Source organism: Sinomonas atrocyanea (genome assembly GCF_030811715.1).
Lineage (GTDB): Bacteria > Actinomycetota > Actinomycetes > Actinomycetales > Micrococcaceae > Sinomonas > Sinomonas atrocyanea_A.
Genome location: NZ_JAUSRH010000019.1, coordinates 1 through 25,645 on the forward strand (window position 1 = coordinate 1; position 25,645 = coordinate 25,645).

A 25,645-nucleotide genomic window follows, 5' to 3' on the forward strand; every position below is an offset into this window, starting at 1 on the left:
CGCCCAACCCCCCCCCCCCCCCCCCCCCCGCGGGGGGGGGGCCCCCCCCCCCGGGGGGCCCCCCCCCCCCGGGGGGGGGGGCGGGGGGCCCCGCCGGGGCGGGGCGCGCTCTCTGGCAGGATGGTTCCATGACGATCACTGCCGCCGCGGACGGCTCTGCCCTCGGCAACCCTGGACCGGCCGGCTGGGCCTGGTACATCGACGAGGAGACGTGGCACGCCGGCGGGTGGCCGCACGGGACCAACAACCAGGGCGAGCTCATGGCCGTGCTCGACCTCTTCCGCTCCACCGCTGCCCTCGGCCAGGAGCCCCTCCGCATCCTGTGTGACAGCCAGTATGTGATCAATTGCGTGACAAAGTGGATGCCCGGGTGGAAGCGCCGGGGCTGGAAGAAGGCCGACGGCAAGCCGGTCCTCAACGTCGACCTGCTCTCGCAGATTGACGCGGAGCTCGCGGGCCGGAACTACACCTTCGAGTGGGTCAAGGGCCATGCCGGGCACCCGCTCAACGAGGCCGCGGACACGAAGGCCCGCGCGGTGGCGCTGGCCTACCAGTCGGGACGGGCGCCCGTCGAGGGTCCTGGATTCGGCGGGAACGGGGGAGCGGCGCCCTCCCCCGCGCCCTCGTCCGCGGCGGCCCCCCAGCGGCCGGCGGACCGGGGCGCCTCGCTGGGAGCGGCCGAGGGCGCGGGCGCCGGCGCCCTCGGCGCGGTGCCCGAGCAGGCGGGCCTCTTCGACGAGATCGCCCCGGAGCCCGAGCAGGCGGAGCGGGCCCGGGACGTCGAGGCGGTCGTCGAGCTCGAGCAGGAGCTCCTGGACCCGGGCGTGCGGGGCGACTACGGCCAGCTGGCCTTCCTCCTCCACCCCGAGTACCGCGAGATCGGCGCCTCCGGCCGCCTCTGGGGGCGGGAGGAGCTCATCGAGGAGCTCGTGGCAGCCCCGGGATCGCAGGCGCGCTTCGAGCTCGTGGACGCCGTCCCCCTCGCCAGCGACCTCGTCCAGGTCGTGTACCGGACGGTCAACGGCACCGGCTCGGCGCTGCGCTCATCGCTCTGGCAGCGGACCGAGGGCCGCTGGCGCCTCCGCTTCCATCAGGGCACGTCCGAGGGCTGAAACACCGGCTGCTCCGCGGCCGCCCCTTCCTGCACTCCGGGAACGCCGACGGCGGGGCTCCCACCGAAGTGGGAACCCCGCCGTCGTCCATTCAGAGCCGTCGCGTACCCGGAAGGGCTGGACCGCGACGAGATCTGTACCCGAAACGGGTGGGGAGGCTAGCGGATCAGAAGCCGCCCATGCCGCCCATGTCGTCGCCGCCGGGCATGGCCGGACCGGCCTTCTCCGGCTTGTCGGCCACGACGGCCTCGGTGGTGAGGAACAGGCCGGCGATCGACGCGGCGTTCTGCAGCGCCGAGCGGGTCACCTTGACCGGGTCGTTGACGCCGGCGGCCAGGAGGTCCTCGTACACGCCGGTGGCGGCGTTGAGGCCGTGGCCGGCGGGCAGGCCGCGGACCTTGTCCGCGACGACGCCCGGCTCGAGGCCCGCGTTGAAGGCGATCTGCTTCAGCGGGGCCTCGATGGCGACCTTGACGATGTTGGCGCCGGTGGCCTCGTCACCCTCGAGGGCGAGGTTGGCGAACGCCTTGGCGCCGGCCTGGATGAGGGCCACGCCACCGCCGGCGACGATGCCCTCCTCGACGGCAGCCTTGGCGTTGCGGACGGCGTCCTCGATGCGGTGCTTGCGCTCCTTGAGCTCGACCTCGGTGGCCGCGCCCGCCTTGATGACGGCCACGCCGCCGGCGAGCTTGGCGAGGCGCTCCTGGAGCTTCTCGCGGTCGTAGTCCGAGTCGGAGTTCTCGATCTCGGCGCGGATCTGGGACACGCGGCCGGCGATCTGCTCGGCGTCGCCGGCACCCTCGACGATCGTGGTCTCGTCCTTGGTCACGACGACCTTGCGGGCCTTGCCGAGCAGGTCGAGCGTGGCGTTCTCGAGCTTGAGGCCGACCTCCTCGGCGATGACCTGGCCACCGGTGAGGATCGCGATGTCAGTGAGCATGGCCTTGCGGCGGTCGCCGAAGCCCGGGGCCTTGACGGCGACGGACTTGAAGGTGCCCTTGAGCTTGTTGACGATGAGCGTGGCCAGGGCCTCGCCCTCGACGTCCTCGGCGATGATGAGCAGCGGCTTGTTGGCCTGCATGACGCGCTCGAGGACCGCGACGAGGTCCTTCACCGAGGAGATCTTGGAGTTGACGATGAGGATGTAGGGATCCTCGAGGACCGTCTCCTGGCGCTCGGCGTCGGTGACGAAGTACGCGGACAGGTAGCCCTTGTCGAAGCGCATGCCCTCGGTGAGCTCGAGCTCGAGGCCGAAGGTGTTGGACTCCTCGACGGTGATGACACCCTCCTTGCCCACCTTGTCGAGGGCCTCGGAGATGAGCTCGCCGATCTGGGTGTCGCCGGCGGAGATGGACGCGGTGGCCGCGATCTGCTCCTTGGTCTCGATCTCCTTGGCGGACTCGAGCAGCTCGGCGGTGACGGCGTCGACGGCCTTCTCGATGCCGCGCTTGAGCGAGAGCGGGTCGGCGCCGGCGGCGACGTTGCGGAGGCCTTCCTTGACGAGGGCCTGGGCGAGGACGGTGGCGGTCGTGGTGCCGTCGCCAGCGACGTCGTCGGTCTTCTTGGCGACCTCCTTGACGAGCTCCGCCCCGATCTTCTCGTACGGGTCGTCGAGCTCGATCTCCTTGGCGATGGACACGCCATCGTTGGTGATCGTGGGGGCGCCCCACTTCTTCTCGAGGACGACGTTGCGGCCGCGCGGACCGAGGGTGACCTTGACAGCGTCGGCCAGCTGGTTCAGGCCGCGCTCGAGGCCGCGACGGGCCTCCTCGTCGAATGCAATGATCTTGGCCATGACGGCTTGAGGTCCTTTCGGGACGTGTGTGTCGGTAGGCCACCTGCTGCAGCGCCCGCGACGGCCGGCGGCGGCCCCCGCTTCCGCGGCGGCCAACGCCTCACCCCAGCGAGGTGATCCTGCCCCCGCGACCACACCGCTTTAGCAGTCTGGCCGCCGGAGTGCTAGGTCCATAATTAGCACTCACCCACCCCGAGTGCAAGCGCAGGCGACGCCGTACGCCCGCGGCGGAACCCTATCGCGCGACCGTGACGTCGCCGTCCCGGACGGGCAGGTTGTCGGCGCCGTAGGTGAAGGCCATGAAGCGGGCGGTGGTGACGTCGCCGTGCTCGTCGAAGGCGACCGGCCCGGACTGGCCCTCGTAGTCGACGGCGGCCCCCTTGGCCTGCGCCGCGAGGCATGCGGGCAGCCCCGTGCACTTCTCGCGCGCGCCACTGCTGGCTCCCGGCACGTCTCCGCCCGAGACGTCGATGAGCTTCGAGGCGATGGAGGCCCCGCCGTCGTCCTTAGCGGCACCCGCGGCGAGGATCGCGAGCGAGGCCGCGTCGTAGGCCTCGCCGGCGAAGGTCAGGTCGTTCAGGCCCGGGGCGTGCTCGAGGAGGTCGGCCTGAAACTCCGGGGTCGGGTACACGCCGGGGACGAGTGCGCGGGCGCCGTCGAGTGCACCGTTGGCGAGTGCGGAGCCGTAGCGGCCGTAGATCCCGCTCGAGGCCAGCAGCTTCGAGCCCGGGACCCCGGCGTCGGCGACGCTCGCGAGGATGGCCTGGCCGTCGCCCTGGCCGATGACGAGGACCGCGTCGGCGCCTTTGGCCCCGGCTGCTGCGGCCCCGGCGGAGTGCCCGGTGAACTCGGCGCTGCCGGACTCGGCCAGCCCGGCGGCGCGGGCGGCCGCCGAGGCGCCGTCCGCCTCGGCCTTCCCGTGGTCGCCGGCCTGGTGGAGGATCGCGATGCGCTTGGCGCCCGAGCGCCTGGCGAGCTCCACGAGGGCGGCGCCCTCGGCGCCCTCCGGCGCCGCGGTGCGGAAGTAGAACCCGCCGCTGCGGTAGGAAGTCAGCCCGGCGGCCGTGTTGGCGGGCGAGATGAGGGGGACCTTGGCCTTCGAGAGCACGTCGATCGCGGCGGGGGCGCGGCTTGAGTCCGTGGGGCCGATCACGGCGTCGGCACCGGCCTGGGCGAGGCGGCGGGACTCGGCGCCGGTGTCCTGCCCGGGCTGGACCGGGAGCAGTTCCACCGGCTTGCCGGCGTAGCCGCCGGCGGCGTTGGCCTGCTGCACGGCGAGCACCACGGCGGCCCGCTGGGCGTCGCCCAGGTACGCCGAGTCGCCCGTCGAGTCGAGCAGGAGACCCAGGCGCAGCACGCCGTCCCCGGACGGCACGGGGTGGTCGGTGCGGGCCTCGCCGGTGGCGCCGCAGCCGGAGGCGGACAGGCCGAGGGCCAGGATCCCGGCGACCGCCGCGGCCCTGGCCTTCGGTGCCCGCATGCTCACCCGGTGTACCCGGGTCCGATCACGACGGCGAGCGGCAGCCCGAGTGCGGGGGCCTCGAGGACCGTGGGGACCCCGACCTCGGCGGCGAGGGCCTTCGCCGAGGCAGCGTCCTCGGCCGAGCGGTAGTAGACCACCGGGCCATCGACCGGCGAGCCGCTCCAGTTGCCGACGGTGGAGACGGTCCACCCGGCCGAGCGCGCGGTGGCCGCGACGCGGTTGCCCAGGCCCGCGGTCGAGGTCGCGTTGTAGACGCCCACCTCGAGGGACTGGTCGGCTCCCGCGGGCGCGGACGCCGTGGGGGTGGAGCCGGCCGCGGCGGACGACGGCGCCTGGCTCGGGGACGCGGACTGCTTGCCCGGGGCGGAGGTGCTCGGCGCGGGGGTGCTCCGGGCGGAGGACGGCGCCGGAGACGTGGCGGCGGACGCGGCCGCGGGCTCGCCGGGCAGGCCCAGCCGGGGCAGCACGAAGAAGGAGACGGCGCCGATGACGAGGGCGAGGATGCCTGCGGCGAGGATCCACCGCAGGCCGCGCCCGGACGGGGTCCGGCCGCTGTCCGCGCTGCTCTCGCCGCGGGTCCGGTGCACGCCCTGCCGGCGCGGCGCCTCGGGGACTGCGTCGAATTCGTCGCGGGGATAGGTGTTCATGCGTGCGTCAGGTCCTTGTCGGTGGCCGGCTGGGGACGGCGCGCAGCGTCAGGCGCCGCCGCCGAGCCGGCGGGCGGTGCGCGCACGCTGCCGCGACATCCTCAGTCTACGCAACCGCTTGACCAGCATCGGATCGTGGGCCAGCGCGTCCTCGGTGTCGATGAGGGCGTTGAGCAGCTGGTAGTAGTGGGTCGCGGACAGGTCGAACAGCTCGCGGATGGCCTGCTCCTTGGCGCCGGCGTACTTCCACCAGCCGCGCTCGAGGGCGAGCATCTGGATCTCGCGCTCGGTCAGTCCGCCGGTCGGGCGGCCCGCCTCGGGGCCGTCGTGCCCGGCCTCCGGCTCGGCTTCCCGCCCGGCGGGCGAGGGCCCGTCCCCGGGGTGCTCGGCGGCGTCGTCGAAGGCATGGGCGTGGTGGGCTGCTGCTGACGACATGGCCTCCAGTTTAAGAGGGAACTACAGCTCTGTCATTTCCCGCCGGGGCGCGCCGCACGGTCTTCTCTGGCACACTGGCTCGCGTGATGGACGCCGAACCGCTCTTCGACCTGCCCGACGCGCCCGGCGGGACGGCGGCGAGAGGCGAGGTGCCGGCGTCGTGCGCCGAGGACGCCCGTGAGCTCGAGGCGATGTCCGCCGCGCCCCTGGCGGACCTCGTCCACCCCGAGTGGGTGCCCGCGCTCTCGGCCTGCGAGCCGACGCTGCGCTCGGCGCTGCGCGCCCTCGCCGCCGAGGCCCACGGCGGCGCACGCATCCTCCCGGCCCCGTCGCGCCTGCTGCGCGCGTTCGCCCGGCCCCTCGGCGCGGTCAAGGTCCTCGTGCTCGGCCAGGACCCCTACCCCACTCCCGGGCACGCGATCGGGCTCTCCTTCGCGTGCGATGCCGCGGTGAGCCCGCTCCCGCGGAGCCTCGCGAACATCTTCCGCGAGCTCTCCTCCGACCTCGGCGCCCCGGCACCCGCCACGGGCGACCTCTCCCGCTGGGCCGACGAGGGAGTCCTCCTGCTCAACAGGGTCCTCTCGGTGCGCGCGGGCGCCGCCGGGTCCCACCGGAGGCTCGGATGGGAGCACGTCACGGACGCCGCCGTCCGCGCCGTCGCCGAGCGCGGCGCGCCCCTCGTGGCCATCCTCTGGGGCAGGGACGCCCAGGCCGTCGCCCCGCTGCTGGGCGCGACGCCGGTGATCGCCTCCGCGCACCCCTCGCCGCTGAGCGCCTCCCGCGGATTCTTCGGCTCGAGGCCGTTCAGCCGGGCCAACGAGCTGCTCGCCGCCCAGGGCGCCGATCCCGTGCGCTGGGTGTGAGGGGCGTCATGCACCACGGGAGGTGATCGCGCGGCCGGTAGGGTGGGCGGCATGACTTCCCCAGCAGAGGGGGCAGCCCAGCCGGGCACCCAGGCAGCGGCCCCCGCGGCCGCGCCCGCCCCGCGCACCCGCCCGACCCTCGACCTCGTGGTGGTCCGCACCGAGCAGCTGAGCCCGCACCTGGTCCGCGTGGTCGCCGGCGGCCCGGGGTTCGGCGCCTTCGCGGACAACGGGTTCACGGACAAGTACGTCAAGATCGCGTTCCCGGACGCCCTGCCCGGCGGGGCGTGGCCCGAGGGCCCGGTGGACCTCGCGGTGCTGAAGGCCTCGCTGCCGCGGACCTCCTGGCCCGTGACGCGCACGTACACGGTGCGGTGGTTCGATGCCGCAGCCGGCGAGCTGGCGATCGACTTCGTGGTGCACGGCGACGAGGGCCTCGCGGGCCCGTGGGCCGCCGCGGCGCGCCCCGGCGACCGGCTCGTCTGCTCGGGCCCCGGCGGCGCCTACTCCCCCGACCCCGAGGCCGAGTGGCACCTGTTCGCAGGGGACGAGTCCGCCCTCCCCGCCATCGCCGCCGCCCTCGAGGCGCTGCCCGCCGCGGCGCGGGGCCTCGCGTTCCTCGAGGTGGCCTCGGCGGAGGAGACGGTGGACCTGGGCGCGCCGGAGGGCGTGGAGGTCCACTGGCTCTCCCGCGACGGCCGCCCGGCGGGCGAGACGCTCGTGCTCGCTGAGGCCGTCGCCGACGCGGACTGGCCGGACGGGACGCCGAGCGTGTTCGCCCACGGCGAGCGCGGTGCGATGAAGGAGCTGCGCGCCGTCTTCAAGGGCCGCGGGGTGCCGCGCGAGAAGCTCTCCCTGTCCGGCTACTGGGCGCACGGCCGCGCCGAGGACCAGTTCCAGGCCGAGAAGAAGCTGCCCGTCGGCAAGGTCTAGCGCCTACCGCCGCCGGGAGCGGCGCCGGCGCTCGAGCGAGGTGGCGCTGCGGGTGAACGGGCGGGCCAGGTTGTCCCCGAGCACCACGCCGGCCGCGGCCGCGAGGATGATCGCCATGGCCGTCAGCATCCCGCCGGCGCCCGTGGTGATCTGCGTGGCGTCGACCGTCGCCACGTACATCGACCGGAAGATCGTCAGGCCGGGCAGGAGGATGAGCGCGGCCGGCACGGCGACGACGAGCTGCGGCGCGCCGAGCCGCAGTGCCACGATCCGCGCGAGGAAGCCCATGACCACGGCGGAGGCTGCCGGGGCCAGCCGGTCCCCGACCCCTAGGAGCCCGACGCCCGTCAGCGCGAGGTAGCCGACGATGCCCACCGCCGCGGTGGGCAGCACGAGGCGCCGGGACGTCTGCTCGGTGACCGCGATCGCCGCCACCGCCGCGCCGATCATGAGCACCTCCACCGGATAGGGGTACGCCGGCGGGAAGGTCTCCGTGACATTGATGCGCGCGATGCCGAGCATCTCCCCCACCGCGGAGGCCACGGCGATGCCGGCCACGAGGGCGGCGAACGTGAGGAACGCCGAGAGGTACCGGCCCGCGGCGGTCACGGGGAAGCCGTTGATCGCGTCCTGCGTCGCCGAGACGAGCCGCGCCGTCGGCAGGAGCAGGAGGATGCCGCCCACCACCACGATCGCCGGCGCAATGGGCAGGTGCACGGCGAAGAGCATCAGGGCGATGATCGTCACGAGGAACGAGCTGGCCATCGTGACGAAGAAGTCCGGGACGCGCCACCGGCCGAGGACCCGCCACACGAGCGAGACGAGCAGGTTGGAGCCGAACGCGATGAGCGAGGCCAGCTGGCCGCCGCCGAGCACGCCGACGAAGAGCGCCGCGAACATGCCGAACGCGACCGTGACCGACCACTTGGGGAAGGGCTTGGCCCGCCGCGCGATCCCCTGGAGCCTGCGCGATGCCTCGTTCAGCGCCACGCCCCCGGCCGCGATCTCGGTCACGAGCTGGTGCACGAGCACGAGGCCGGCATAGTTGCTCGTCCAGGAGCGCACCACGCGCAGCAGGGTGCTCGGGGTGCCGTCCTTGGGGGCGTGGTTGATCGCGACGGATTGGTTGGTGATGTCCACCTCGACGTGCCGCAGCCCGAGGGCCGTGGTGACGGCGATCATGGACGTCTCCACCTCGAGCGCCCCGGCGCCGTACCGGAACATGGTCTCGGCGAGCTCGAGGGCGAAGTCGAGCGTGCGCCGCTCGGACTCGTGGGGCGCCGCCGGAATGGCCGGATTCGCGTAGGGGCTGCCGGCGAGGCGCTCCACGAGGCTCATGGGCGCCGTGGGCGGGTTCTCGCCGCGCATGAGCCGCGCGAGCACGCGCTTGGCCGCGGCGTTGGCCCGGACCTGCGAGGCGCTGATCTGCTGGGTCGCCGGCGGCACCGCGCCCGGGGTCGGCTCGACCGGCTCGGGAACGGTCGGGGCGACCTGCTGGACCGGCGGCGCCACGGCGGGGGGTGGGACGGACGACGGCGGCGGGCCGGCCGGCGTCGTGCGCTCGCCGGGGGTGGGGGTGGCCGGGGCGGGGCCGGGACCCACCGTGGGGGTGGGTCCCGCCGCGGGCGTGGGTCCCGCCGCGGGCGTGGGGCCGGCGGGGGGCGCGGTGGGCGCCTCGGTGGCGCCGCCGGTGGGCGCGGTGGTGAACGCCACCGGCGTGATCTGGGGGATGGTGCCCGCAGGGATGTCCCCGTGGGGGTCGTACCGCTCCTCCTCCGGGTCGGTGGTGGCGCCGTGCGCTCCGTGCTCCGCCTCAGCCATCACGTCAGTCGGATCAGTAGAACTGCTGGCCGGTACGGCGCGTGTACAGCTGCCGCGCGACGCGCTCGCCCGCGGTGGCCCAGGCCCTGTACCGGAGCGGGTCGATCACGAAGTCCCAGCAGCCCACGAAGTCGGTCACCGTCTTGGTGAAGGAGGTCTTGAACAGGCCGAGGCCGTGGAACGGGTGCGAGGCGTCCTTGAGGCGGTCCGCGGGAGGGGTGCCGCAGAAGTCGTACTCGACGCAGCCGAGCTCCTTGGCCTTCAGGATCGCCGTCCACTGCACGAGGTGCGAGTCGCCGTACTGGGTGCGCTGCTGCAGGGAGCCGCCGTCCTTGTAGGTCCCCTTGCGGCCGTAGTTGATCACGAAGGCCCCCACGGACGGGCGGCCGTTCTCGTAGACGAAGTAGAGCCGGCCCTGCCCGCGCCGGGTGAACTCGGTCCAGAACTGGCGGTAGTACTCGAAGCTGCGCACGCGTGCGCCCGTGTTCGACTTCGCGTTCAGCGTCCCGGTCATGAGCGCGTGCATCGTGCGGTAGTTCTCGAGGGTCGGCTCGGCCTCGATGACCTCGACGCCCTCCCTCTCGGCGCGGCGGACGGCGTTGCGGCCGCGGGAGTGCAGGCTCTTGAGCACGAGCCGGGGCTCGGGGCTGATGTCCAGGATCGCCGTCGAGTCGTTGGGCTGGAGGTTGGGCACCTTGACGAGCCCGGCACCGGCGAGGACGGAGCGTGCGGCCTCGGAGTCGGGGATGTCCGGCTCGATCTTCACGGCGAACACGCCGAGCTTCTCGCGCGCCACGAACTCCCTGATCGCGGCGAGTGCCGCGGGGACGTCGTCGATGCCGGCGACGTCCGGGCCCTTGATGAGGTACCAGAACCGGCCCAGGAGCGGGATCGACTTCTCGAGGACGAGGTTGTAGCTGGGGTGTGCTGCTTCGGCCGCGTCCACGGGTTCGAGGACGAGGTGGCGCACGTCCCAGCCGAAGTTCCGCTTGACCGCGGCGAACGCCTCGGACTGCAGCAGGTTCCCGCCGTTGGGGTTCGCGGTGACGTGCTCGTCCCAGCGGGCGATCTCCTCCTCGTGGGCGAACCGTGCGGCGAAGCGAGCGGCGGTGCGGGCGGAGAGGGTGGTCACTGTAGGAGGGGTCCCTTCGATCGCAGAAGCGGGCCCTGCCAGTCTAGCCAGTGGGCGGACGGGCCCACGCCACGGGGCCCCGTGGCAGCCGGCTGGCCGGCGCGGCGTTTGCGCCCGGGCACCGCGGGGAAACTGCTGGGCATGGCACACAACATCACAGGCAAGAAGGTCGCGTTCCTCCTCACCAACGGTGTGGAGCAGGCAGAGCTCACCGAGCCGTGGAAGGCGGTGGAGCAGGCCGGGGGCCGGCCCGTCCTGGTCTCCCCCCAGTCCGGCTCGATCACCGCCATGAAGGGCGACTGGGACCACGCTGACTCGTTCCCCGTGGACGTCCCGCTCGCGCAGGCCCGCGTCGAGGACTTCGACGCGCTCGTGCTGCCGGGCGGCACCGTCAACGCGGACACGATGCGGCTCGAGAAGGACGCCGTGCAGCTCGTGCGCGGGTTCGCCGAGGCCGGCAAGCCGATCTCGGCGATCTGTCACGCGCCGTGGATCCTCATCGAGGCCGGCCTCGTCCAGGGCCGCCGCATGACCTCCTACGCCTCCCTGGAGAGCGACCTGAAGAACGCGGGCGCAGACTGGGTCGACGAGCAGGTCGTGACCGACCGCGGGCTCACCACCTCGCGCAACCCCGGGGACCTCGAGGCCTTCTGCGCGAAGATGCTCGAGGAGGTCTCCGAGGGCCGCCACGACGAGGTCTGAGTCCCCCGCATCGCAGGAAAGGGGCGCCGCCGCTGTCTGAGCGGGGGCGCCCCTTTCCTGCGTGCCGCGTCTCCGCCTGGCGCGGCCGTCAGCACTCCACGACGTTGACGGCGAGACCGCCCATCGCGGTCTCCTTGTACTTGTGGCTCATGTCCTTGCCGGTCTCGCGCATGGTCACGATCACCTCGTCGAGGGAGACGCGGTGGGTGCCGTCGCCCCAAAGCGCCATCTTCGCGGCGTTGATGGCCTTCGCCGCGGCGATCGCGTTCCGCTCGATGCACGGCACCTGCACGAGGCCGCCGATCGGGTCGCAGGTGAGGCCGAGGTTGTGCTCCATCGCGATCTCGGCCGCGTTCTCGACCTGGCCCGGGGTGCCGCCCATGACCTCGGCGAGGCCGGCGGCCGCCATCGACGACGCTGAGCCCACCTCGCCCTGGCAGCCCACCTCGGCGCCGGAGATCGAGGCCTGCTCCTTGTAGAGGACGCCGACCGCGCCCGCGGCGAGCAGGAACTTCACCACGACCTCGTCCTTGTCCTCCTGCGTGGCCTTGTCCATGCCGGGGGCGTAGTTGAGCGCGTAATACAGGACCGCGGGGATGATGCCCGCCGCGCCGTTCGTGGGGGCTGTCACGACCCGCCCGCCGGAGGCGTTCTCCTCGTTGACGGCCAGGGCGATGAGGTTGACCCACTCCTGCCAGTACTTGGCGTCGCGGTCCTTGTCCTCCTTCAGGAGCCGCTCGTGCCAGTCCGGTGCGCGGCGGCGCACCTTCAGTCCGCCGGGGAGCAGGCCCTCGCGCTTGAGGCTGGACTCTACGCAGGCCTCCATGACCGCCCAGATGTGCAGCAGGCCCTCGCGGATCTCCTCCTCGGAGCGGGAGGCCTTCTCGTTCACGAGCATGATGTCGCTGATCGACAGGCCCTTCGAGGAGCAGCGCCCGAGCAGTTCGGCCGCCGTCCGGAACGGGAACGGCAGCTCCTTCTTGGACTCGTCGAGCTCCTTCTGGGCGGTGTCCTCCTCGCCCTCGCGGACAATGAAGCCCCCGCCCACGGAGAAGAACGTCGCCTCGTGCAGCACAGCGGCTGATCCGTCGGGGCCCGGGGCCCCGAAGACCTGGAACTTCATCCCGTTGGTGTGCCGCGGCAGCACCGTGAGCGGATGGAGGACCATCTCCTCGACCGAGTACGGCAGCTCGACCTTGCCGGCGAGGGAGAGCTTGCCGGTCTCGGCGATCGAGGCGAGCCGTTCCTCGACCTGCTCGGGCAGGATCTCCTCGGGTTCGAAGCCCTCGAGGCCCAGGAGCACCGCCGTGAAGGTCCCATGGCCGTGGCCTGTCGCCGCGAGGGAGCCGTAGAGGTCCACCCGGAGGGAGGCGACATGTTCGAGGAAGCCCCGCTCGCGCAGCTCGCGCGCGAACACCGCGCCGGCGCGCATGGGTCCCACCGTGTGGGAGCTGGACGGGCCGATGCCCACAGAGAACAGTTCGAAAACGCCGACTGCCATTGTCGGTGTCTCCTTCCTCGGAAATAAGGTGACCGCGCGGGCCCGGGTGTGCCGGGCCCGCGCGCGGGGTCATGCCAGGTCGGCGACCCCCGGGTAGAGCGGGTGGGCGGCCGCGAGGGCATCCACCCGTGCCTTCAGGCCGGACAGGTCCTCGTCGGGGCCCGCGATGAGGGCCTCGGCGATGATGTCGGCGACCTCGCGGAAGGCGGCCTCGCCGAAGCCGCGGGTCGCGAGGGCGGGGGTACCGATCCGCAGGCCGGAGGTGACCATCGGCGGGCGCGGGTCGAACGGGACGGCGTTGCGGTTGACGGTGATGTCGATGGCCGCGAGCCGGTCCTCGGCCTGCTGGCCGTCGAGGGCCGCGTCGCGCAGGTCCACGAGGACCAGGTGCACGTCGGTCCCGCCGGACACCACACCGATCCCGGCCGCCCTGACGTCCTCGGCGGTGAGCCGCTCAGCGAGGATCCTCGCGCCGGCCAGCACGCGCTCCATCCGCTCCCTGAACTCGGGAGAGCCGGCGATCTTGAAGGCCACTGCCTTGCCTGCGATCACGTGCTCGAGCGGCCCGCCCTGCTGGCCCGGGAACACCGCCGAGTTGACCTTCTTGGCGATCGCCGCGTCGTTCGTGAGGATGATGCCGCCCCGCGGGCCCGCGAGGGTCTTGTGCGTCGTCGACGTCACCACGTGGGCGTGCGGGACGGGCGAGGGGTGCAGGCCCGCGGCCACGAGGCCGGCGAAGTGCGCCATGTCCACCATGAGGTACGCCCCGACGGAGTCGGCGATGCGGCGGAACTCGGCGAAGTCCAGCTGGCGGGCGTAGGCGGACCAGCCGGCCACGATCAGCTGCGGCCGGTGCTCCTCGGCGAGGCGGGCGACCTCGGCCATGTCGATCCGGTGGTCGTCCTCGCGGACCTGGTACGGGATGACGTTGTAGAGCTTGCCGGAGAAGTTGATCTTCATGCCGTGCGTCAGGTGCCCGCCGTGGGCCAGGTTCAGGCCCATGATCGTGTCGCCCGGCTTGATGAGGGCGTGCATGACCGACGCGTTCGCCTGGGCGCCCGAATGCGGCTGGACGTTGGCGAACTCGGCGCCGAAGAGCGCCTTGACGCGGTCGATCGCGAGCTGCTCGATGACGTCCACGTGCTCACAGCCGCCGTAGTAGCGCTTGCCCGGGTAGCCCTCGGCGTACTTGTTCGTCAGCACCGAGCCCTGCGCCTGCATGACGGCGACCGCGGTGTGGTTCTCGGAGGCGATCATCTCGAGGCCGCCGCGCTGGCGGCCCGCCTCGGCGTCGATGCTCGCCGCGATCTCGGGGTCGAGGGCGGCGAGGTCGGCGTCGAGCGAGGCCGAGCGGACCTGCTCGAAGGCGGCAGTCCCCTGCGTCGGCGCGGCGCTCACAGCTCGCCGCCGTTCTTGCCCGCGTACTCCTCGGCGGTCATGAGCGGGCCTTCCTCGGAGACCTCGACCGTGAAGAGCCAGCCGGCGCCGTACGGGTCCTCGTTGACGAGGGCAGGGTTGTCGATGGCCTCCTGGTTGACCTCGACCACGGTGCCCGACACGGGCGAGTAGAGGTCGGAGACGCTCTTGGTCGACTCGATCTCGCCGCAGGTCTGGCCCGCGCTGACAGCGCTGCCGGCCTCCGGCAGGTCGAGGTAGACGACGTCGCCGAGCGCGTCGGCAGCGACCTGGGAGACGCCGATCTTGGCCGGGGCGGCCTCGGTGTCGAGCCACTCGTGCTCTTCGGAGTACCGGAGACCGGTCTGGACCTTGCTCATGGGCGGTGTTCCTGTTCTTCTCTGAAGGGAATCGGTGGGGCGCGGTGGGCGCCGGGCCTACTTCTGGCGCTTGTAGAACGGCAGCGCGACGACCTCGAACGGCTCGGCCTTGCCGCGCAGGTCCGCGTCGAGGGCGGTGCCGACTGCCGCGTGCTCGACGTCTACGTAGGCGAGGGCCACGGGGTAGCCGAGGGTCGGGCTCGGCTGGCCGGAGGTGACCTCGCCGACCACCGCGCCGTCCTTGAGGATCGGGTAGTGCGCGCGGGCCGCACGGCGTCCCAGGCCCTTGAGGCCCACGAGGCGGCGGCCGCTCGTGGCGCCCTCGCCGGCGGCCTTCTTCGCCTCGAGCGCAGCCCGGCCGACGAAGTCGCCCTCCTTGGACTTGAGGGCGACGACGCCGCCCAGGCCCGCCGCGAAGGGGGACCGCTCGCGGGAGAGTTCGTTGCCGTAGAGCGGCATGCCGGCCTCGAGGCGCAGCGAGTCGCGGGCGGCGAGGCCGCATGGGATGAGCCCGTGGCCCTGCCCCGCTTCGGCGAGCGCCTTCCACAGCTGGGCGGCCAGCTCGTTGCCGACGAACAGCTCGAAGCCGTCCTCGCCCGTGTAGCCGGTCCGGGCCAGGAACACGGGGACGCCCGCGATGTCCGCCTCGATGCCGGCGTAGTACTTGAGCTGGCGGATGTCCTCGTGGTCCTCGGATCCGGCCACGGAGAGCAGGATCGCCTCGGCGTTGGGTCCCTGGACCGCGATGAGGGAGGTCTCGGCGGAGGCGTCGCGGAGGGCGACCGCGTCGGCTGCGGAGCCCTCGGCGAAGGCACGACGGCGTGCCTCCAGCTCGGCGGCCACGGTCGCCGCGTTGCCCGCGTTGGGCACGATGAGGAAGTCCTCCTCGGCGACACGGTAGACGATGAGGTCGTCGATGATGCCGCCGTCCTCGGCGCAGATGAGCGAGTACTTGGCCTTGCCCACCGCGATCGCCGAGAGCCTGCCCACGAGGGCATAGTCGAGGAACGCGGCGGCGCCGGGGCCGGTGGCCCAGACCTCGCCCATGTGGGAGAGGTCGAACAGGCCCGCCGCGTCGCGGACGGCGCGGTGCTCGGCGAGCTCGGAGCCGTACTTCAGGGGCATCTGCCAGCCGCCGAAGTCGGTGAACGAGGCGCCGAGCGCCGCGTGCTCGGCGTAGAGGGCAGTGTGCTTCTCGGTGGTGGTCTCAGTCATGGAAGTCTCCTAGCGGTTCTCCGGCGTGCTCTCTCAGTCCTCGAACGCGTCGAGGGGAGGGCACGCGCACACGAGGTTGCGGTCGCCCGCTGCCCCGTCGATCCGGCCGACGGGGGCGAAGTACTTGTCCTGGCTGCGGACCTTGCCGGGGAACGCCGCCTGCTCGCGGGTGTAGGGACGGTCCCAGTCGGTCGAGACCACGGCGGCGGCCGTGTGCGGGGCGCGGCGCAGCGGCGACTCGGCCACGGCGAAGTCGCCCGCGGCCACCTGGTCGATCTCGGCGCGGATGGCGATCATCGCGTCGATGAAGCGGTCGATCTCGCCGAGGTCCTCGGACTCGGTCGGCTCGACCATGAGGGTGCCGGCCACCGGGAACGCGAGCGTCGGGGCGTGGAAGCCGTAGTCGATGAGGCGCTTGGCGACGTCCTCCGCCGTCACGCCCGTCCTGGCGGTGAGCTCGCGGAGGTCGAGGATGCACTCGTGGGCCACGAGGCCGCCCTCGCCCGTGTAGAGGACGGGGAAGGAGGAGTCGAGGCGCTTGGCGATGTAGTTCGCCGCGAGCAGCGCCGACTTGGTGGCCTCGGTGAGGCCGTCGCCGCCCATGAGCTTCACGTAGGCCCAGGAGATCGGCAGCACGCCGGCCGAGCCGAAGCGCGAGGCCGAGACGGGCACACCGTGCTCGCCGGGGCCGCCCTGCCAGGCCGCGGCATCGCCGGGCATGAACGGGGCGAGGTGGGCGCGTGCCGCGACCGGGCCGACGCCCGGGCCGCCGCCGCCGTGCGGGATGCAGAAGGTCTTGTGCAGGTTCAGGTGCGAGACGTCGCCGCCGAACCTGCCCGGCTGTGCGAGGCCGACGAGCGCGTTCATGTTGGCGCCGTCGATGTAGACCTGGCCGCCGACGTCGTGGACCTTCTCGCACACCTCGCGCACGTCGGCGTCGTAGACCCCGTGCGTGGACGGGTAGGTGATCATGATCGCCGCGAGGGTGTCCCGGTTCGCCTCGATCTTGGCCTCGAGGTCGGCGTGGTCGATCGTGCCGTCTGCCGCGGTGGCCACGACGACGACCTTCATGCCCGCCAGGACGGCGGAGGCCGCGTTGGTCCCGTGGGCCGAGGCCGGGATGAGGCAGACGTCGCGCTGCGCCTCCCCGCGCGAGTGGTGGTAGCCGCGGATCGCGAGCAGGCCGGCAAGCTCGCCCTGGGAGCCCGCGTTCGGCTGGATCGAGACCTGGTCGTAGCCGGTGATCTCGGCGAGGTCGGCCTCGAGGTCGGCGATGAGCTCGCGCCACCCCACGGTCTGCGCGTCCGGCGCGAAGGGATGGATGCCGGCGAACTCGGGCCAGGTGATGGCCTCCATCTCGACCGTGGCGTTGAGCTTCATGGTGCACGACCCGAGCGGGATCATGGTGCGGTCGAGCGCGAGGTCCCGGTCGGAGAGCCTGCGCAGGTAGCGCAGCATCTGCGTCTCGGAGCGGTAGGCGTGGAAGACGGGGTGCGTGAGGAAGGGGCTCGTGCGCACCGACGAGGCCGCGATCGCGAACCCGCCCGCACCAGTGCCGTCCAGGCCGTCGCCGGCCGCACCGGCACCGAAGACGCCCGCGACCGTGGCGACGTGGTCCGCCGTCGTGGTCTCGTCGCAGGAGATGCCCACGGTGTCGGCGTCGACGAGGCGGAGGTTCACGCCCTGCTTCTCGGCCTTGTCCACGATCGCGGCGGCGCGGCCGGGCACGCGGGCGGTCACGGTGTCGAAGAAGCTGCGGTGGGCCACCTCCACGCCGGCACCCTCGAGGGCGGCGGCGAGGGAGCGGGCGTGCCCGTGGGTGCGCTCGGCGATCGCCTTGAGCCCCTCGGGGCCGTGGTAGACGGCGTACATCGAGGCGACGATGGCGAGGAGGGCCTGCGCGGTGCAGATGTTGGAGGTGGCCTTCTCGCGGCGGATGTGCTGCTCGCGGGTCTGGAGCGCGAGGCGGTAGGCGGGGACGCCGGCGTCGTCCTTCGAGACGCCCACGAGGCGGCCGGGCAGCTGCCGCTCGAGGCCCTTGTGCACGGACATGAACGCCGCGTGCGGGCCGCCGTAGAACAGCGGGACGCCGAAGCGCTGGGCGCTGCCGACGGCGATGTCCGCGCCCTGCTCCCCCGGGGACTTGATGAGCGTGAGCGCGAGGAGGTCCGCGGCGACGGTGACCATCGCGCCGCGATCCTTGGCCTCGGCGATGAGGTCCGTCGCGTCGGCCACGAGGCCGGACGCACCGGGCTGCTGGAGGACGATGCCGTTGATCGGGCCCTCGGGCAGGCCCGCGGACAGGTCGGCGACCTCGACCTCGAAGCCGAGCGCCTCGGCCCGGCCCTTGACGATTGCGATCGACTGCGGGAACAGGTCTGCGTCGAGGACGGTCTTCCCGCCGGCGGCGGCCTTGTTCTTGTTCGCGCGGCGCATGAGCAGCACGGCCTCGACCACGGCGGTGGCCTCGTCGAGGAGGGAGGCGTTGGCGATCTCGAGCCCGGTGAGGTCCTCGACCGCGGTCTGGAAGTTCAGGAGCGCCTCGAGCCGGCCCTGCGAGATCTCGGGCTGGTACGGGGTGTAGGCCGTGTACCAGGCGGGGTCCTCCACGATGTTGCGGCGGATGACCGGCGGCGTGACCGTGTCGTAGTAGCCCTGGCCGATCATCTGGACGCGCGGGGTGTTCTTGCCGGCGAGCGCCCGCAGCGCCGCGAGGGCCTCGGGCTCGCTGAGCGCCCGTCCGAGCCGGAGCGGCGCGTCCTGCTTGATGCTGTCCGGGACCGCCGCGGCGGCGAGGGCGTCGACGCTGTCGAGGCCCACGGCGTTGAGCATGTGCTTGATGTCTGCCTCGCGGCGGGCACCGATGTGCCGGTCGACGAAGGCTGCGGGGGAAAGGTCCGTCACGGGGAACTCCATCAATCAGGCCGGCCCGGCCGGGCTGGCTTTTGACTCCAGTTCCTCCCCGCTCTGTATGGGACCTGAGAGATTCCGCCGGATGGTATCCGGCTTGCACCGTCGGTGAGCGCCCACAGGAGGCGCTGCTTTCCAGAGTTGCCTTGCCGCAGCGGTACAGGTGCCTGAGAGATTCCTGGGGAGGTGTTGCTCCTACGGCGCCTGCTTGCTCTTGCTCGCAGGACTCTCCCGCCGCAGATCAGAGGCTGTGTGTTCAGTTGTCGCCGCCCGGGCGCGTGCGGACACGCGGATCCAAGGCTGCGTTGACCATTGTGCTATGCCCGAGGTCACAGGGGCAAATGCCTCCGGCCACATGGACGCGCCTTCCTTCATCTGGGAGCCACCTCCCGCGAGTGCCCTTCTGGGAGGCGCGTCCTGCTGCTCGTCGCATGCGCCCCTCCCGGAATGCGGCAGGCCCCCGATCCGCGGTGGATCGGGGGCCTGCCGTCATTGCCGCCGGTCAGCCGGCCAGGCGGGAATGATCGCGGTGCAGCCGCTCCTGCGCCGCCTCCGTGGTGTGCCTGATGCCGCGGAAGGCACCGAGCATGAGGGTCGCCCCGAACAGCGCCACGACGGCCAGGGTGAACAGCAGCGCTCCCAGCGCCACGGTGCCGAAGAACACGGCAGTCTGAAGGTTGAACTCGAACATCGCTCCACTCGATCTGCGCCCCTCCCGTGGGGGCCCACCACCTATTGTGGCGGCGCCCGATCCGCGCCATGGCGCGGATCGGGGGCGGGACGATGTGAATTCGCCCACACCGGGGTCCGGCCGCGCCGAGGACTCCCCCAGATGCCTAGTTGCAGGAGCTGCCGTCGCCGGTTCCGGAGACTGTGGCGCCGATTCCCAGGACGCCGATCTGGACCGTGGGCAGGCCGCTCGTCTGGTCCGGGCCGCACGTGGACGGGGCCGGCGCGGGCCGGGTCTGGGAGCCGCCGGACGTCGGCGGTGGTGCCGGCGCCGACGGTGCCGGATGCTGGCTCGGCGGAGCCGGGGCGGGGCCGGGCTGTGTGGAGGCGGACGACGGTGCCGGCGCCGGTTGGGCGGGGACCGGGGCCTGCTGCTCGGGGCTCGTGTGGGGTGGCGGGGCGGGGGCGGCCGGCTGGGTCGGCTGGGGCATCCCCGCGGAGTCGCGCGAGGGGGCCGCTCCCGGCGCGGCGCTCGGGGCAGCGGTGGAGGCCGAGGGCACGGGCGTGGTCGACGACGCCCGCACGGCCGGGACGGCGCTTGATGCGGCGGCGGGCGGCGCGCTGTCCTGCCGCGGCGCATGCGCCGTGGCCTGAGGGCCCTGCCCCACGATGACGTGGAGCGAGAGGGCGGCGAGGGAGAGCAGCGAGGCAGCTCCCGCGCCCCAGACGGCCGCCGCGGGGACCACAGCCGTCCCCGCGGAGCGCGGCGCCCTGGACTTCCAGAGCAGGGCCGCGCCGAGCACGGCGGCCGCCACGGCGAGCACGAGCGCAGGGACCGTGGCCACGCCGAGGCAGACGAGGGCCGCGCCCCCGGCCACCACCGCCCACGGGGTGCGCCGGAGCCTCCCGGGCCGGGGTCGAGGGCGCCGGGGAACGGTGCCCCTCCCACGGGCAGTCCCGGATGGTGCCCCGCCGGCGTCAGGCTCCCCTCCGCTCAGCAGGTCGTCACGCTCCACGATCGGCGCCCTCCCACTCCTCGCGCAGGATCCCGTACACGACCGCGTCGTACAGCTCGCCGCGGACCTTGCGCGCGTTCCGGTACCTGGCTTCCAGGGTGAACCCGAGCTTCTCCCCCACCCGGCACATGCCGGGGTTCCCGCTCCAGGTCGCGAAGTCCAGGCGGCCGCTGTCCGTAGCGGCGAAGAGGTAGCCGGTCCACAGGTCGAGCGCCTCGGTGCCGTAGCCGCCGGACCAGCGGGCCGGGTCGTAGACCGCCAGCCCGAGCCGGCGCCACGGGAGCAGGGCCGTCCCGTCCTCGGACTCGGGGCCGGGCTTCTCCTCCCAGTACCAGGACACCTGCCCCACGAACTCTCCCGAGGCGGCGTCCACGATCGCGAGGTGCTCGCGCACGGGCGGCCACCCGCCGTCGGCTGCCAGCGCCAGAAGGCCGTCGCACCAGCCGTTGGCGCCCTCCGCGCTCCAGCGGCCGTAGAACGGGCCGTCGTAGAGCTGCCATTCGTGGACCCCGGCGGGAGGCGGAACGATCCAGCGTCGCAGGCCCTCGACGTCGTCCGGCGTCCAGTCCCGCAAGGTGATGCGGGAACCTGTCAGGGTCACGGGGAAATTCATCCGGACTACCCTACAGGCCCTGGCTGGGGCGTCAGCCACTGGCCAGCGCGGCATCAGCGGGCCAGCCCGGCCCTCCTGAGGGCGTCCGCGAGTGCGGTGTCGGCGGCCGGCTGGGCCTTCCCGCCCCGCTGGGCCGCCCCGGGCTGGCCACCGCTGTCGCGTTGGCCGCGGCCCGTTGGAGCGCCGCCGCTGCGCTGGTTCCCGCCGTTCTGGTTCCCGCTGCGCTGGTTCCCGCCGCCGGGCGCACGACGCCGGTCCTCGCCGCCGCGGGCCGGCTTCCGCTCGCCCCGCTCGCCGCCCGGCTCGTCGTCCAGCCGCAGCGTCAGCGAGATGCGCTTGCGGGGAACGTCGACGTCGAGGACCTTGACCTTGACCACCTGCCCGGACTGGACCACCTCGCGGGGGTCGGAGATGAACTTCGTGCTCATGGCGGAGACGTGGACGAGGCCGTCCTGGTGGACCCCGAGGTCCACGAACGCGCCGAAGGCGGCGACGTTGGAGACCGTGCCCTCGAGGATCATGCCGGGACGGAGGTCGTTGATCGTCTCGACGCCCTCCGTGAGGGACGCGGTGACGAACTCGGGCCGCGGGTCGCGGCCCGGGCGGACCAGCTCGGTCATGACGTCGCGGACCGTGGGCAGCCCGAACCGCTCGTCGGCGAACTGAGTGGGGTCCAGGGTCGCCACGCGCTCCTTCGACCCTCCGGCAGCCGTGAGGATGCGGCCGGCCAGCCCATAGGCCTCGGGGTGGACGGCGGAGGCGTCCAGGGGCTCGGAGCCGCCCGTGATGCGCAGGAAGCCCGCGCACTGCTCGAACGCCTTCGCGCCGAGGCGCGGGACCTCCTTCAGCTCAGCCCGGGAGGCGAAGGCGCCGTGGGCGTCACGGTACTCGACGATGTTGCGGCTCAGAGTCGGGCCGAGGCCCGCGACCCGTGCGAGCAGCGCGGGCGAGGCAGTGTTGACGTCCACGCCGACGGCGTTGACGCAGTCCTCGACCACCGCGTCGAGGGTGCGCTCGAGCTTGGACTGGGTGACGTCGTGCTGGTACTGGCCCACCCCGATCGACTTCGGGTCGATCTTCACGAGCTCCGCGAGGGGGTCCTGGAGCCGGCGGGCGATCGAGACCGCGCCGCGCAGCGAGACGTCGAGGTCCGGCAGCTCGGCGGAGGCCAGGGCGGACGCCGAGTAGACCGACGCTCCGGCCTCCGAGACGATCACCTTGGACCCGCGGGGCAGCCCGATTCGGGCCAGGAGGTCTCCCGCGAGCCGGTCCGTCTCGCGGCTCGCCGTCCCGTTGCCCACGGCGACGAGTTCGACGTTGTGCCGCCGCGCGAGCTTCTCCAGGACGGCCAGGGACTCGTCCCACTTCTTCGCCGGAGCGTGCGGGTACACGGTGGCGGTGTCCAGGACCTTGCCCGTGCCGTCGACCACCGCGACCTTCACGCCCGTGCGCAGCCCGGGGTCGAGGCCCAGCACAGCACGGTTCCCTGCCGGCGCTGCGAGGAGCACGTCGCGGAGGTTGGCGGCGAAGACCTTCACCGACTCCTCCTCGGCGGCGTCGAACAGCCGCGCCCTGAGATCGGATTCGAGCTTGGCCAGGAGGCGGCCCTGCCAGGCGACCTTGACCGTCTGCGCGAGCCACTTCCCGGCGGGGGTGCCGGCGCCGCCGTGCACTCCCAGTGCCCGCGCCACGGCGGCCTCGTAGGCCGCCCGCGCCTCGGTCCGGGCGGCCTCGTCGCGCGGATCGGCCTCCGCGATCTCGAGCGACAGGGCTCCCTCTCGCTCGCCACGCAGGAGGGCCAGGACGCGGTGGCCGGGCAGCGCGTCCACGGGCTGGACGTAGTCCTCGAAGTCGGCGTACTTGCCCTCTGCAGCGGTGGCGGCGGTACCCGCACCGGCTCCGCCGGCCTTGGCGGCGGAGCGCAGCCGGCCGCCGCGGAAGAGCCGTTCGCGGAGGTCCGCCACGAGGGCGGCGTCCTGCCCGGCGCGCTCGGTGAGGATCGCGCGGGCGCCCGCGAGCGCCTCGGCGGCTCCGGTGATGCCCTTCTCCTCGTTGAGGTAGGACTCGGCGAGGGCGTCGAGGTCCTGGGAGGGGTCGGCGAGGATCGAGTCCGCGAGGGGCTCGAGGCCGGCCTCGCGGGCGACCTGGGCGCGGGTGCGCCGCTTCGACTTGTAGGGCAGGTAGAGGTCCTCGAGCTCCGACTTCGTCGTGGCCGCGAGCAGCGCGGCCCGGAGCTCCTCGGTGAGCGCACCCTGCTCGGCGACGGCGGCGAGGATGGCACGGCGGCGGTCCTCGAGCTCGCGAAGATAGCGCAGGCGCTCCTCGAGGTCGCGCAGCTGGGCGTCGTCGAGGGTTCCTGTGGCCTCCTTGCGGTACCGCGCGATGAAGGGCACGGTCGCGCCGCCGTCGATCAGGCCGACCGCGGCCTTCACCTGCCAGGGGGCCACGCCGAGCTCGGCGGCGATGGTCCGGGCGATCGCCTCGGCGGTCTCCGCCTCCCCCGGAGGGGAGGGCACGGCAGGGGACGGCTGGGGCAGGGAGGTCTCGGTGCTCACGGTTCTACTGTGCCCTATCCCTCCGACAGCGGTGGTCATCGGCCTCCCACGCCCCACGTGGCGATGGCCCACAGGACTCCGGGACGGCCGAGGTCCACGATCGAGGTCCCGACCCCGACGATGGCGTAGAGGCTCACCGGGACCAGCATGAGCCACTCCCTCCATGAGCCCGCGTCGCCGAGGACGGGGATGCTCAGGTGGCCGCCGCGGCGCCAGACCCAGCGGATGATCGGGGTCTTGTGCATGAACTTCGGCCGGCGGAAGCGGAAGGGCCAGATCAGGTTGCAGCCGCCAGTCGTGAGGAGGTCCCCCGCGATGTGAACCGCTGTCCCGATGGCTACGGCCAGCGGGAACCAGTCCTGCTCGTCGGGGGCGCAGAGGGCCACGAAGACGGCCAGCGGCACGGCCAGGATCCAGGGCAGCTTCTGGACGCCGTCCGGCAGGATGCCGAGCACCTTGGCGGCGAAGGAGACCAGGAGCAGCGACACGAGTCCGGCCCCCAGGTACACGGTCCCCCACAGCGGGGTGTCGAGGGTCCAGTGCCCTGCGAACCACGCCAGGGTGACGAAGCCGGCGATGCCCACGAGCGAATGGGTGCCGTTGCGGTGGCCGCCGGCGATCGCCCCGATGCCCGCGCACACCGCGTTCGAGACGGGCGGAAGGGACTGGGCGATCGTCGCGCTGCGGTGGTCGGCGTCGGGCAGGAGCGCCGCTCCCGCCGTGACGAGCGCGCCGACGACGACGCCGACCGGCGAGGCCTCGAACAGCGGCCAGCCGAGGTCGAAGGCGACGTGCCCGAGGCCGAGCGGCGCGGTGGCCGCGGAGAGGTCGAAGTGGACACGGGTGGTCAGCGCGACCCAGGCTGCTGCGCCACAGGCCGCGTGGTGGGGCCCCATCATGCTGCGGGACCCTCCCGTCGGAGACGGGACGGTGGAACGGTGGTGCTCACGGGACGGCTCAGGCCTCGCAGGAGGCGCAGGCGCCGGAGTCGAGGTCCGCGTCGGTGAGCACCGCGCCGCAGTCACGGCACCACGCGTGGGCCGTCAGGTCCAGGCAGTCCGCGCAGCGGTGCTCCTCGGACTCCGCCAGGCCCCTGCCGCACTCGGCGCAGTCGTCCTCGCGTGCCCGGGCAGGACGGGCGGGGGCGAGGGGATGGGGGCCGGTTCCGTGAGGGACGGAGACCGGCGTCAGGACCGTTGCAGTGCTCATGATTCGAGGCTAGGCAGGGGGTCCGACATTTCTCGAACACGGCCTCGGAGAGTTGCGGATTCGGCAGGCGTAGGCTGGCGGGCATGGCGAGATTCTTCGATGTCCACCCCGTCGACCCGCAGCCTCGGGCGATCAGCCAGGCCGTGCAGATCCTGCGCGAGGGCGGACTCATCGCGTACCCCACGGATTCCTGCTACGCGCTCGGCGCGATGATGGGCAACCGCGAGGCGCTGGAACGGATCCGGCAGATCCGGCACCTCGACGAGAAGCACCACTTCACGCTCGTGTGTGCCGAGTTCGCCCAGCTCGGGCAGCTCGTCGAGATGCCCAACGACGTCTTCCGGGCCATCAAGGCCGTCACCCCCGGGCCCTACACCTTCATCCTGCCGGCCACCCGGGAGGTGCCGAAGCGGATGCTCCACCCGAAGAAGAAGTCGGTGGGCGTGCGCATCCCGGACAACGCCGTGGTGCGCGCCCTGCTGCGGGAACTCGGCGAGCCGCTGCTGTCCTCGACCCTCCTCCTGCCCGGAGAGGAGGCTCCGCTCACCGACGGCTGGGAGATCAAGGAACGGCTCGACAATGCGGTGGACGCCGTCATCGACGCCGGCGAATGCGGCTCCGAACCGACCACGGTGGTCGACTTCACCTCCGGTACCGCGGAGATCGCCCGCTACGGGGCCGGGGACCCGAGCCGGTTCGAGGAGTCCTAGGCCAGCCGCGCCCGCACGATCTCGCTGACGGCCTTGCCGTCGAACCGGCCTGCCACGGCGGCGGTCACCGGCTTCATGACCTGGCCCATCTGCCGCACGGACAGCTCGGCGCCGTGCGCCCTGAGCGCGGCGATGGCATCGTCGACGATGCCCTCGACCTCCTCGCGGGTGAGCGGCTGCGGCAGGTACGCCTCGATGACCTCGGCCTCGGCGACCTCCGCCGCGGCGCGGGCGTCCTCCCCTGCCCCGGCGTAGATCTCGGCCGTCTCGCGCCGCTTGGAGGCCTCCTTCTGCAGCAGCGAGGTGACCTGCGCGTCGTCGAGCGTCACGGGGGTCTTGCCGGACTTCTCCCGCGTCTCGATCTCGCCCAGGACGTTGCGGACCGCGGTGAGCGCGGTCCGGTCGCCGGACTTCATGTGGGTGACGAGGTCGGCCTGGAGCCGCTCCTTGAGCGTGGACATCGGGCACCTTCTTCTGGGGACGTCGTGGGATGCGGCGCGGGCGCGGGCACCCGCCTGCCTCAAGGGTAGGCGCTCCTACAATGGAGGG

At 72.9% G+C, this 25,645-nt stretch carries 23 protein-coding genes and 2 riboswitches; of the genes, 5 read left to right on the forward strand and 18 right to left on the reverse strand.

The window, feature by feature from the left end:
* Positions 1-128 precede the first annotated feature (128 nt).
* Positions 129-1,112, forward strand: a complete 984-nt coding sequence (locus tag J2W21_RS19185; RefSeq protein ID WP_307116116.1) for a ribonuclease HI family protein — start codon at positions 129-131, stop codon at positions 1,110-1,112.
* 166 nt (positions 1,113-1,278) lie between these two features.
* On the opposite strand, the gene groL is transcribed toward J2W21_RS19185, so the two are convergent.
* The 4 genes from groL to J2W21_RS19205 all read right to left on the reverse strand — a co-directional run bounded on the left by groL (position 1,279) and on the right by J2W21_RS19205 (position 5,472).
* A complete protein-coding gene (groL, locus tag J2W21_RS19190) occupies positions 1,279-2,907 on the reverse strand; it encodes a chaperonin GroEL (protein WP_307116117.1) in 1,629 nt (542 codons plus the stop codon).
* Between the two features lie 235 nt (positions 2,908-3,142).
* The gene (locus tag J2W21_RS19195) at positions 3,143-4,387 is read right to left on the reverse strand and encodes an ABC transporter substrate-binding protein (protein ID WP_307116118.1); all 1,245 of its coding nucleotides are present in this window, start codon (positions 4,385-4,387) and stop codon (positions 3,143-3,145) included.
* 2 nt (positions 4,388-4,389) lie between these two features.
* Positions 4,390-5,037 carry a LytR C-terminal domain-containing protein gene (locus tag J2W21_RS19200; protein WP_307116119.1) on the reverse strand — a complete coding sequence of 216 codons (648 nt, stop codon included), beginning with the start codon at positions 5,035-5,037 and terminating at the stop codon, positions 4,390-4,392.
* 48 nt (positions 5,038-5,085) lie between these two features.
* Positions 5,086-5,472: a DUF3263 domain-containing protein gene (locus J2W21_RS19205; protein ID WP_307116120.1), complete on the reverse strand. Its 387-nt coding sequence runs from the start codon at positions 5,470-5,472 to the stop codon at positions 5,086-5,088.
* Positions 5,473-5,555: 83 nt separating this feature from the next.
* Here J2W21_RS19205 and J2W21_RS19210 point away from each other — a divergent pair, with 83 nt between their 5' ends.
* Both J2W21_RS19210 and J2W21_RS19215 read left to right on the forward strand, forming a co-directional pair.
* Positions 5,556-6,335, forward strand: a complete 780-nt coding sequence (locus tag J2W21_RS19210; protein ID WP_373423131.1) for a uracil-DNA glycosylase — start codon at positions 5,556-5,558, stop codon at positions 6,333-6,335.
* Between the two features lie 51 nt (positions 6,336-6,386).
* A complete protein-coding gene (locus J2W21_RS19215) occupies positions 6,387-7,268 on the forward strand; it encodes a siderophore-interacting protein (RefSeq protein WP_307116121.1) in 882 nt (293 codons plus the stop codon).
* A 3-nt stretch (positions 7,269-7,271) separates the two neighbouring features.
* Here J2W21_RS19215 and J2W21_RS19220 read toward each other — a convergent pair whose 3' ends face one another.
* Together J2W21_RS19220 and J2W21_RS19225 are read right to left on the reverse strand one after the other, a co-directional pair.
* Positions 7,272-9,089 (reverse strand): threonine/serine exporter family protein, encoded by a 1,818-nt coding sequence (locus J2W21_RS19220; protein ID WP_307116122.1) that lies wholly within the window; start codon positions 9,087-9,089, stop codon positions 7,272-7,274.
* 13 nt (positions 9,090-9,102) lie between these two features.
* Positions 9,103-10,221, reverse strand: coding sequence for a lipid II:glycine glycyltransferase FemX (locus J2W21_RS19225; RefSeq protein WP_307116123.1), 1,119 nt, complete (start codon positions 10,219-10,221; stop codon positions 9,103-9,105).
* Positions 10,222-10,362: 141 nt separating this feature from the next.
* Here J2W21_RS19225 and J2W21_RS19230 point away from each other — a divergent pair, with 141 nt between their 5' ends.
* The gene (locus tag J2W21_RS19230) at positions 10,363-10,923 is read left to right on the forward strand and encodes a type 1 glutamine amidotransferase domain-containing protein (protein WP_307116124.1); all 561 of its coding nucleotides are present in this window, start codon (positions 10,363-10,365) and stop codon (positions 10,921-10,923) included.
* Between the two features lie 88 nt (positions 10,924-11,011).
* Here the strand turns inward: J2W21_RS19230 and J2W21_RS19235 are convergent, their stop codons facing one another.
* From J2W21_RS19235 to J2W21_RS19285, 11 genes are all read right to left on the reverse strand, one after another.
* Positions 11,012-12,424, reverse strand: a complete 1,413-nt coding sequence (locus tag J2W21_RS19235) for an L-serine ammonia-lyase (protein ID WP_307116125.1) — start codon at positions 12,422-12,424, stop codon at positions 11,012-11,014.
* Positions 12,425-12,493: 69 nt separating this feature from the next.
* Entirely contained in the window at positions 12,494-13,822 is a 1,329-nt protein-coding gene (gene glyA / locus J2W21_RS19240) for a serine hydroxymethyltransferase (RefSeq protein WP_307116126.1), read from the reverse strand.
* Complete coding sequence (gene gcvH, locus J2W21_RS19245) at positions 13,819-14,199, reverse strand: glycine cleavage system protein GcvH (protein WP_307116127.1); 381 nt, start codon at positions 14,197-14,199, stop codon at positions 13,819-13,821. Before gcvH ends, glyA begins: the two co-directional genes overlap by 4 nt.
* 57 nt (positions 14,200-14,256) lie before the next feature.
* Positions 14,257-15,414, reverse strand: a complete 1,158-nt coding sequence (gene gcvT, locus J2W21_RS19250; protein WP_307116128.1) for a glycine cleavage system aminomethyltransferase GcvT — start codon at positions 15,412-15,414, stop codon at positions 14,257-14,259.
* A 33-nt stretch (positions 15,415-15,447) separates the two neighbouring features.
* A complete protein-coding gene (gcvP, locus tag J2W21_RS19255) occupies positions 15,448-18,330 on the reverse strand; it encodes an aminomethyl-transferring glycine dehydrogenase (RefSeq protein ID WP_307116129.1) in 2,883 nt (960 codons plus the stop codon).
* 41 nt (positions 18,331-18,371) lie between these two features.
* Positions 18,372-18,468: riboswitch (glycine riboswitch) on the reverse strand.
* A gap of 1 nt (position 18,469) precedes the next feature.
* Positions 18,470-18,568: riboswitch (glycine riboswitch) on the reverse strand.
* A 258-nt stretch (positions 18,569-18,826) separates the two neighbouring features.
* Positions 18,827-19,015, reverse strand: coding sequence for a hypothetical protein (locus tag J2W21_RS19260; RefSeq protein ID WP_066496145.1), 189 nt, complete (start codon positions 19,013-19,015; stop codon positions 18,827-18,829).
* A gap of 145 nt (positions 19,016-19,160) precedes the next feature.
* Entirely contained in the window at positions 19,161-19,838 is a 678-nt protein-coding gene (locus J2W21_RS19265; RefSeq protein ID WP_307116130.1) for a hypothetical protein, read from the reverse strand.
* A gap of 160 nt (positions 19,839-19,998) precedes the next feature.
* Positions 19,999-20,610 (reverse strand): GNAT family N-acetyltransferase, encoded by a 612-nt coding sequence (locus tag J2W21_RS19270; protein WP_307116131.1) that lies wholly within the window; start codon positions 20,608-20,610, stop codon positions 19,999-20,001.
* Between the two features lie 65 nt (positions 20,611-20,675).
* Positions 20,676-23,216 carry a Tex family protein gene (locus J2W21_RS19275; protein ID WP_307116132.1) on the reverse strand — a complete coding sequence of 847 codons (2,541 nt, stop codon included), beginning with the start codon at positions 23,214-23,216 and terminating at the stop codon, positions 20,676-20,678.
* Positions 23,213-24,076, reverse strand: a complete 864-nt coding sequence (locus J2W21_RS19280; protein ID WP_307116133.1) for a metal-dependent hydrolase — start codon at positions 24,074-24,076, stop codon at positions 23,213-23,215. Before J2W21_RS19280 ends, J2W21_RS19275 begins: the two co-directional genes overlap by 4 nt.
* Before the next feature lie 58 nt (positions 24,077-24,134).
* Entirely contained in the window at positions 24,135-24,386 is a 252-nt protein-coding gene (locus J2W21_RS19285) for a hypothetical protein (protein ID WP_307116134.1), read from the reverse strand.
* Between the two features lie 83 nt (positions 24,387-24,469).
* Here J2W21_RS19285 and J2W21_RS19290 point away from each other — a divergent pair, with 83 nt between their 5' ends.
* A complete protein-coding gene (locus J2W21_RS19290; protein ID WP_307116135.1) occupies positions 24,470-25,096 on the forward strand; it encodes an L-threonylcarbamoyladenylate synthase in 627 nt (208 codons plus the stop codon).
* On the opposite strand, the gene J2W21_RS19295 is transcribed toward J2W21_RS19290, so the two are convergent.
* Positions 25,093-25,557, reverse strand: a complete 465-nt coding sequence (locus J2W21_RS19295; RefSeq protein ID WP_307116136.1) for a GatB/YqeY domain-containing protein — start codon at positions 25,555-25,557, stop codon at positions 25,093-25,095. The two genes, J2W21_RS19290 and J2W21_RS19295, sit on opposite strands and share 4 nt — an antisense overlap.
* Positions 25,558-25,645 lie beyond the last annotated feature (88 nt).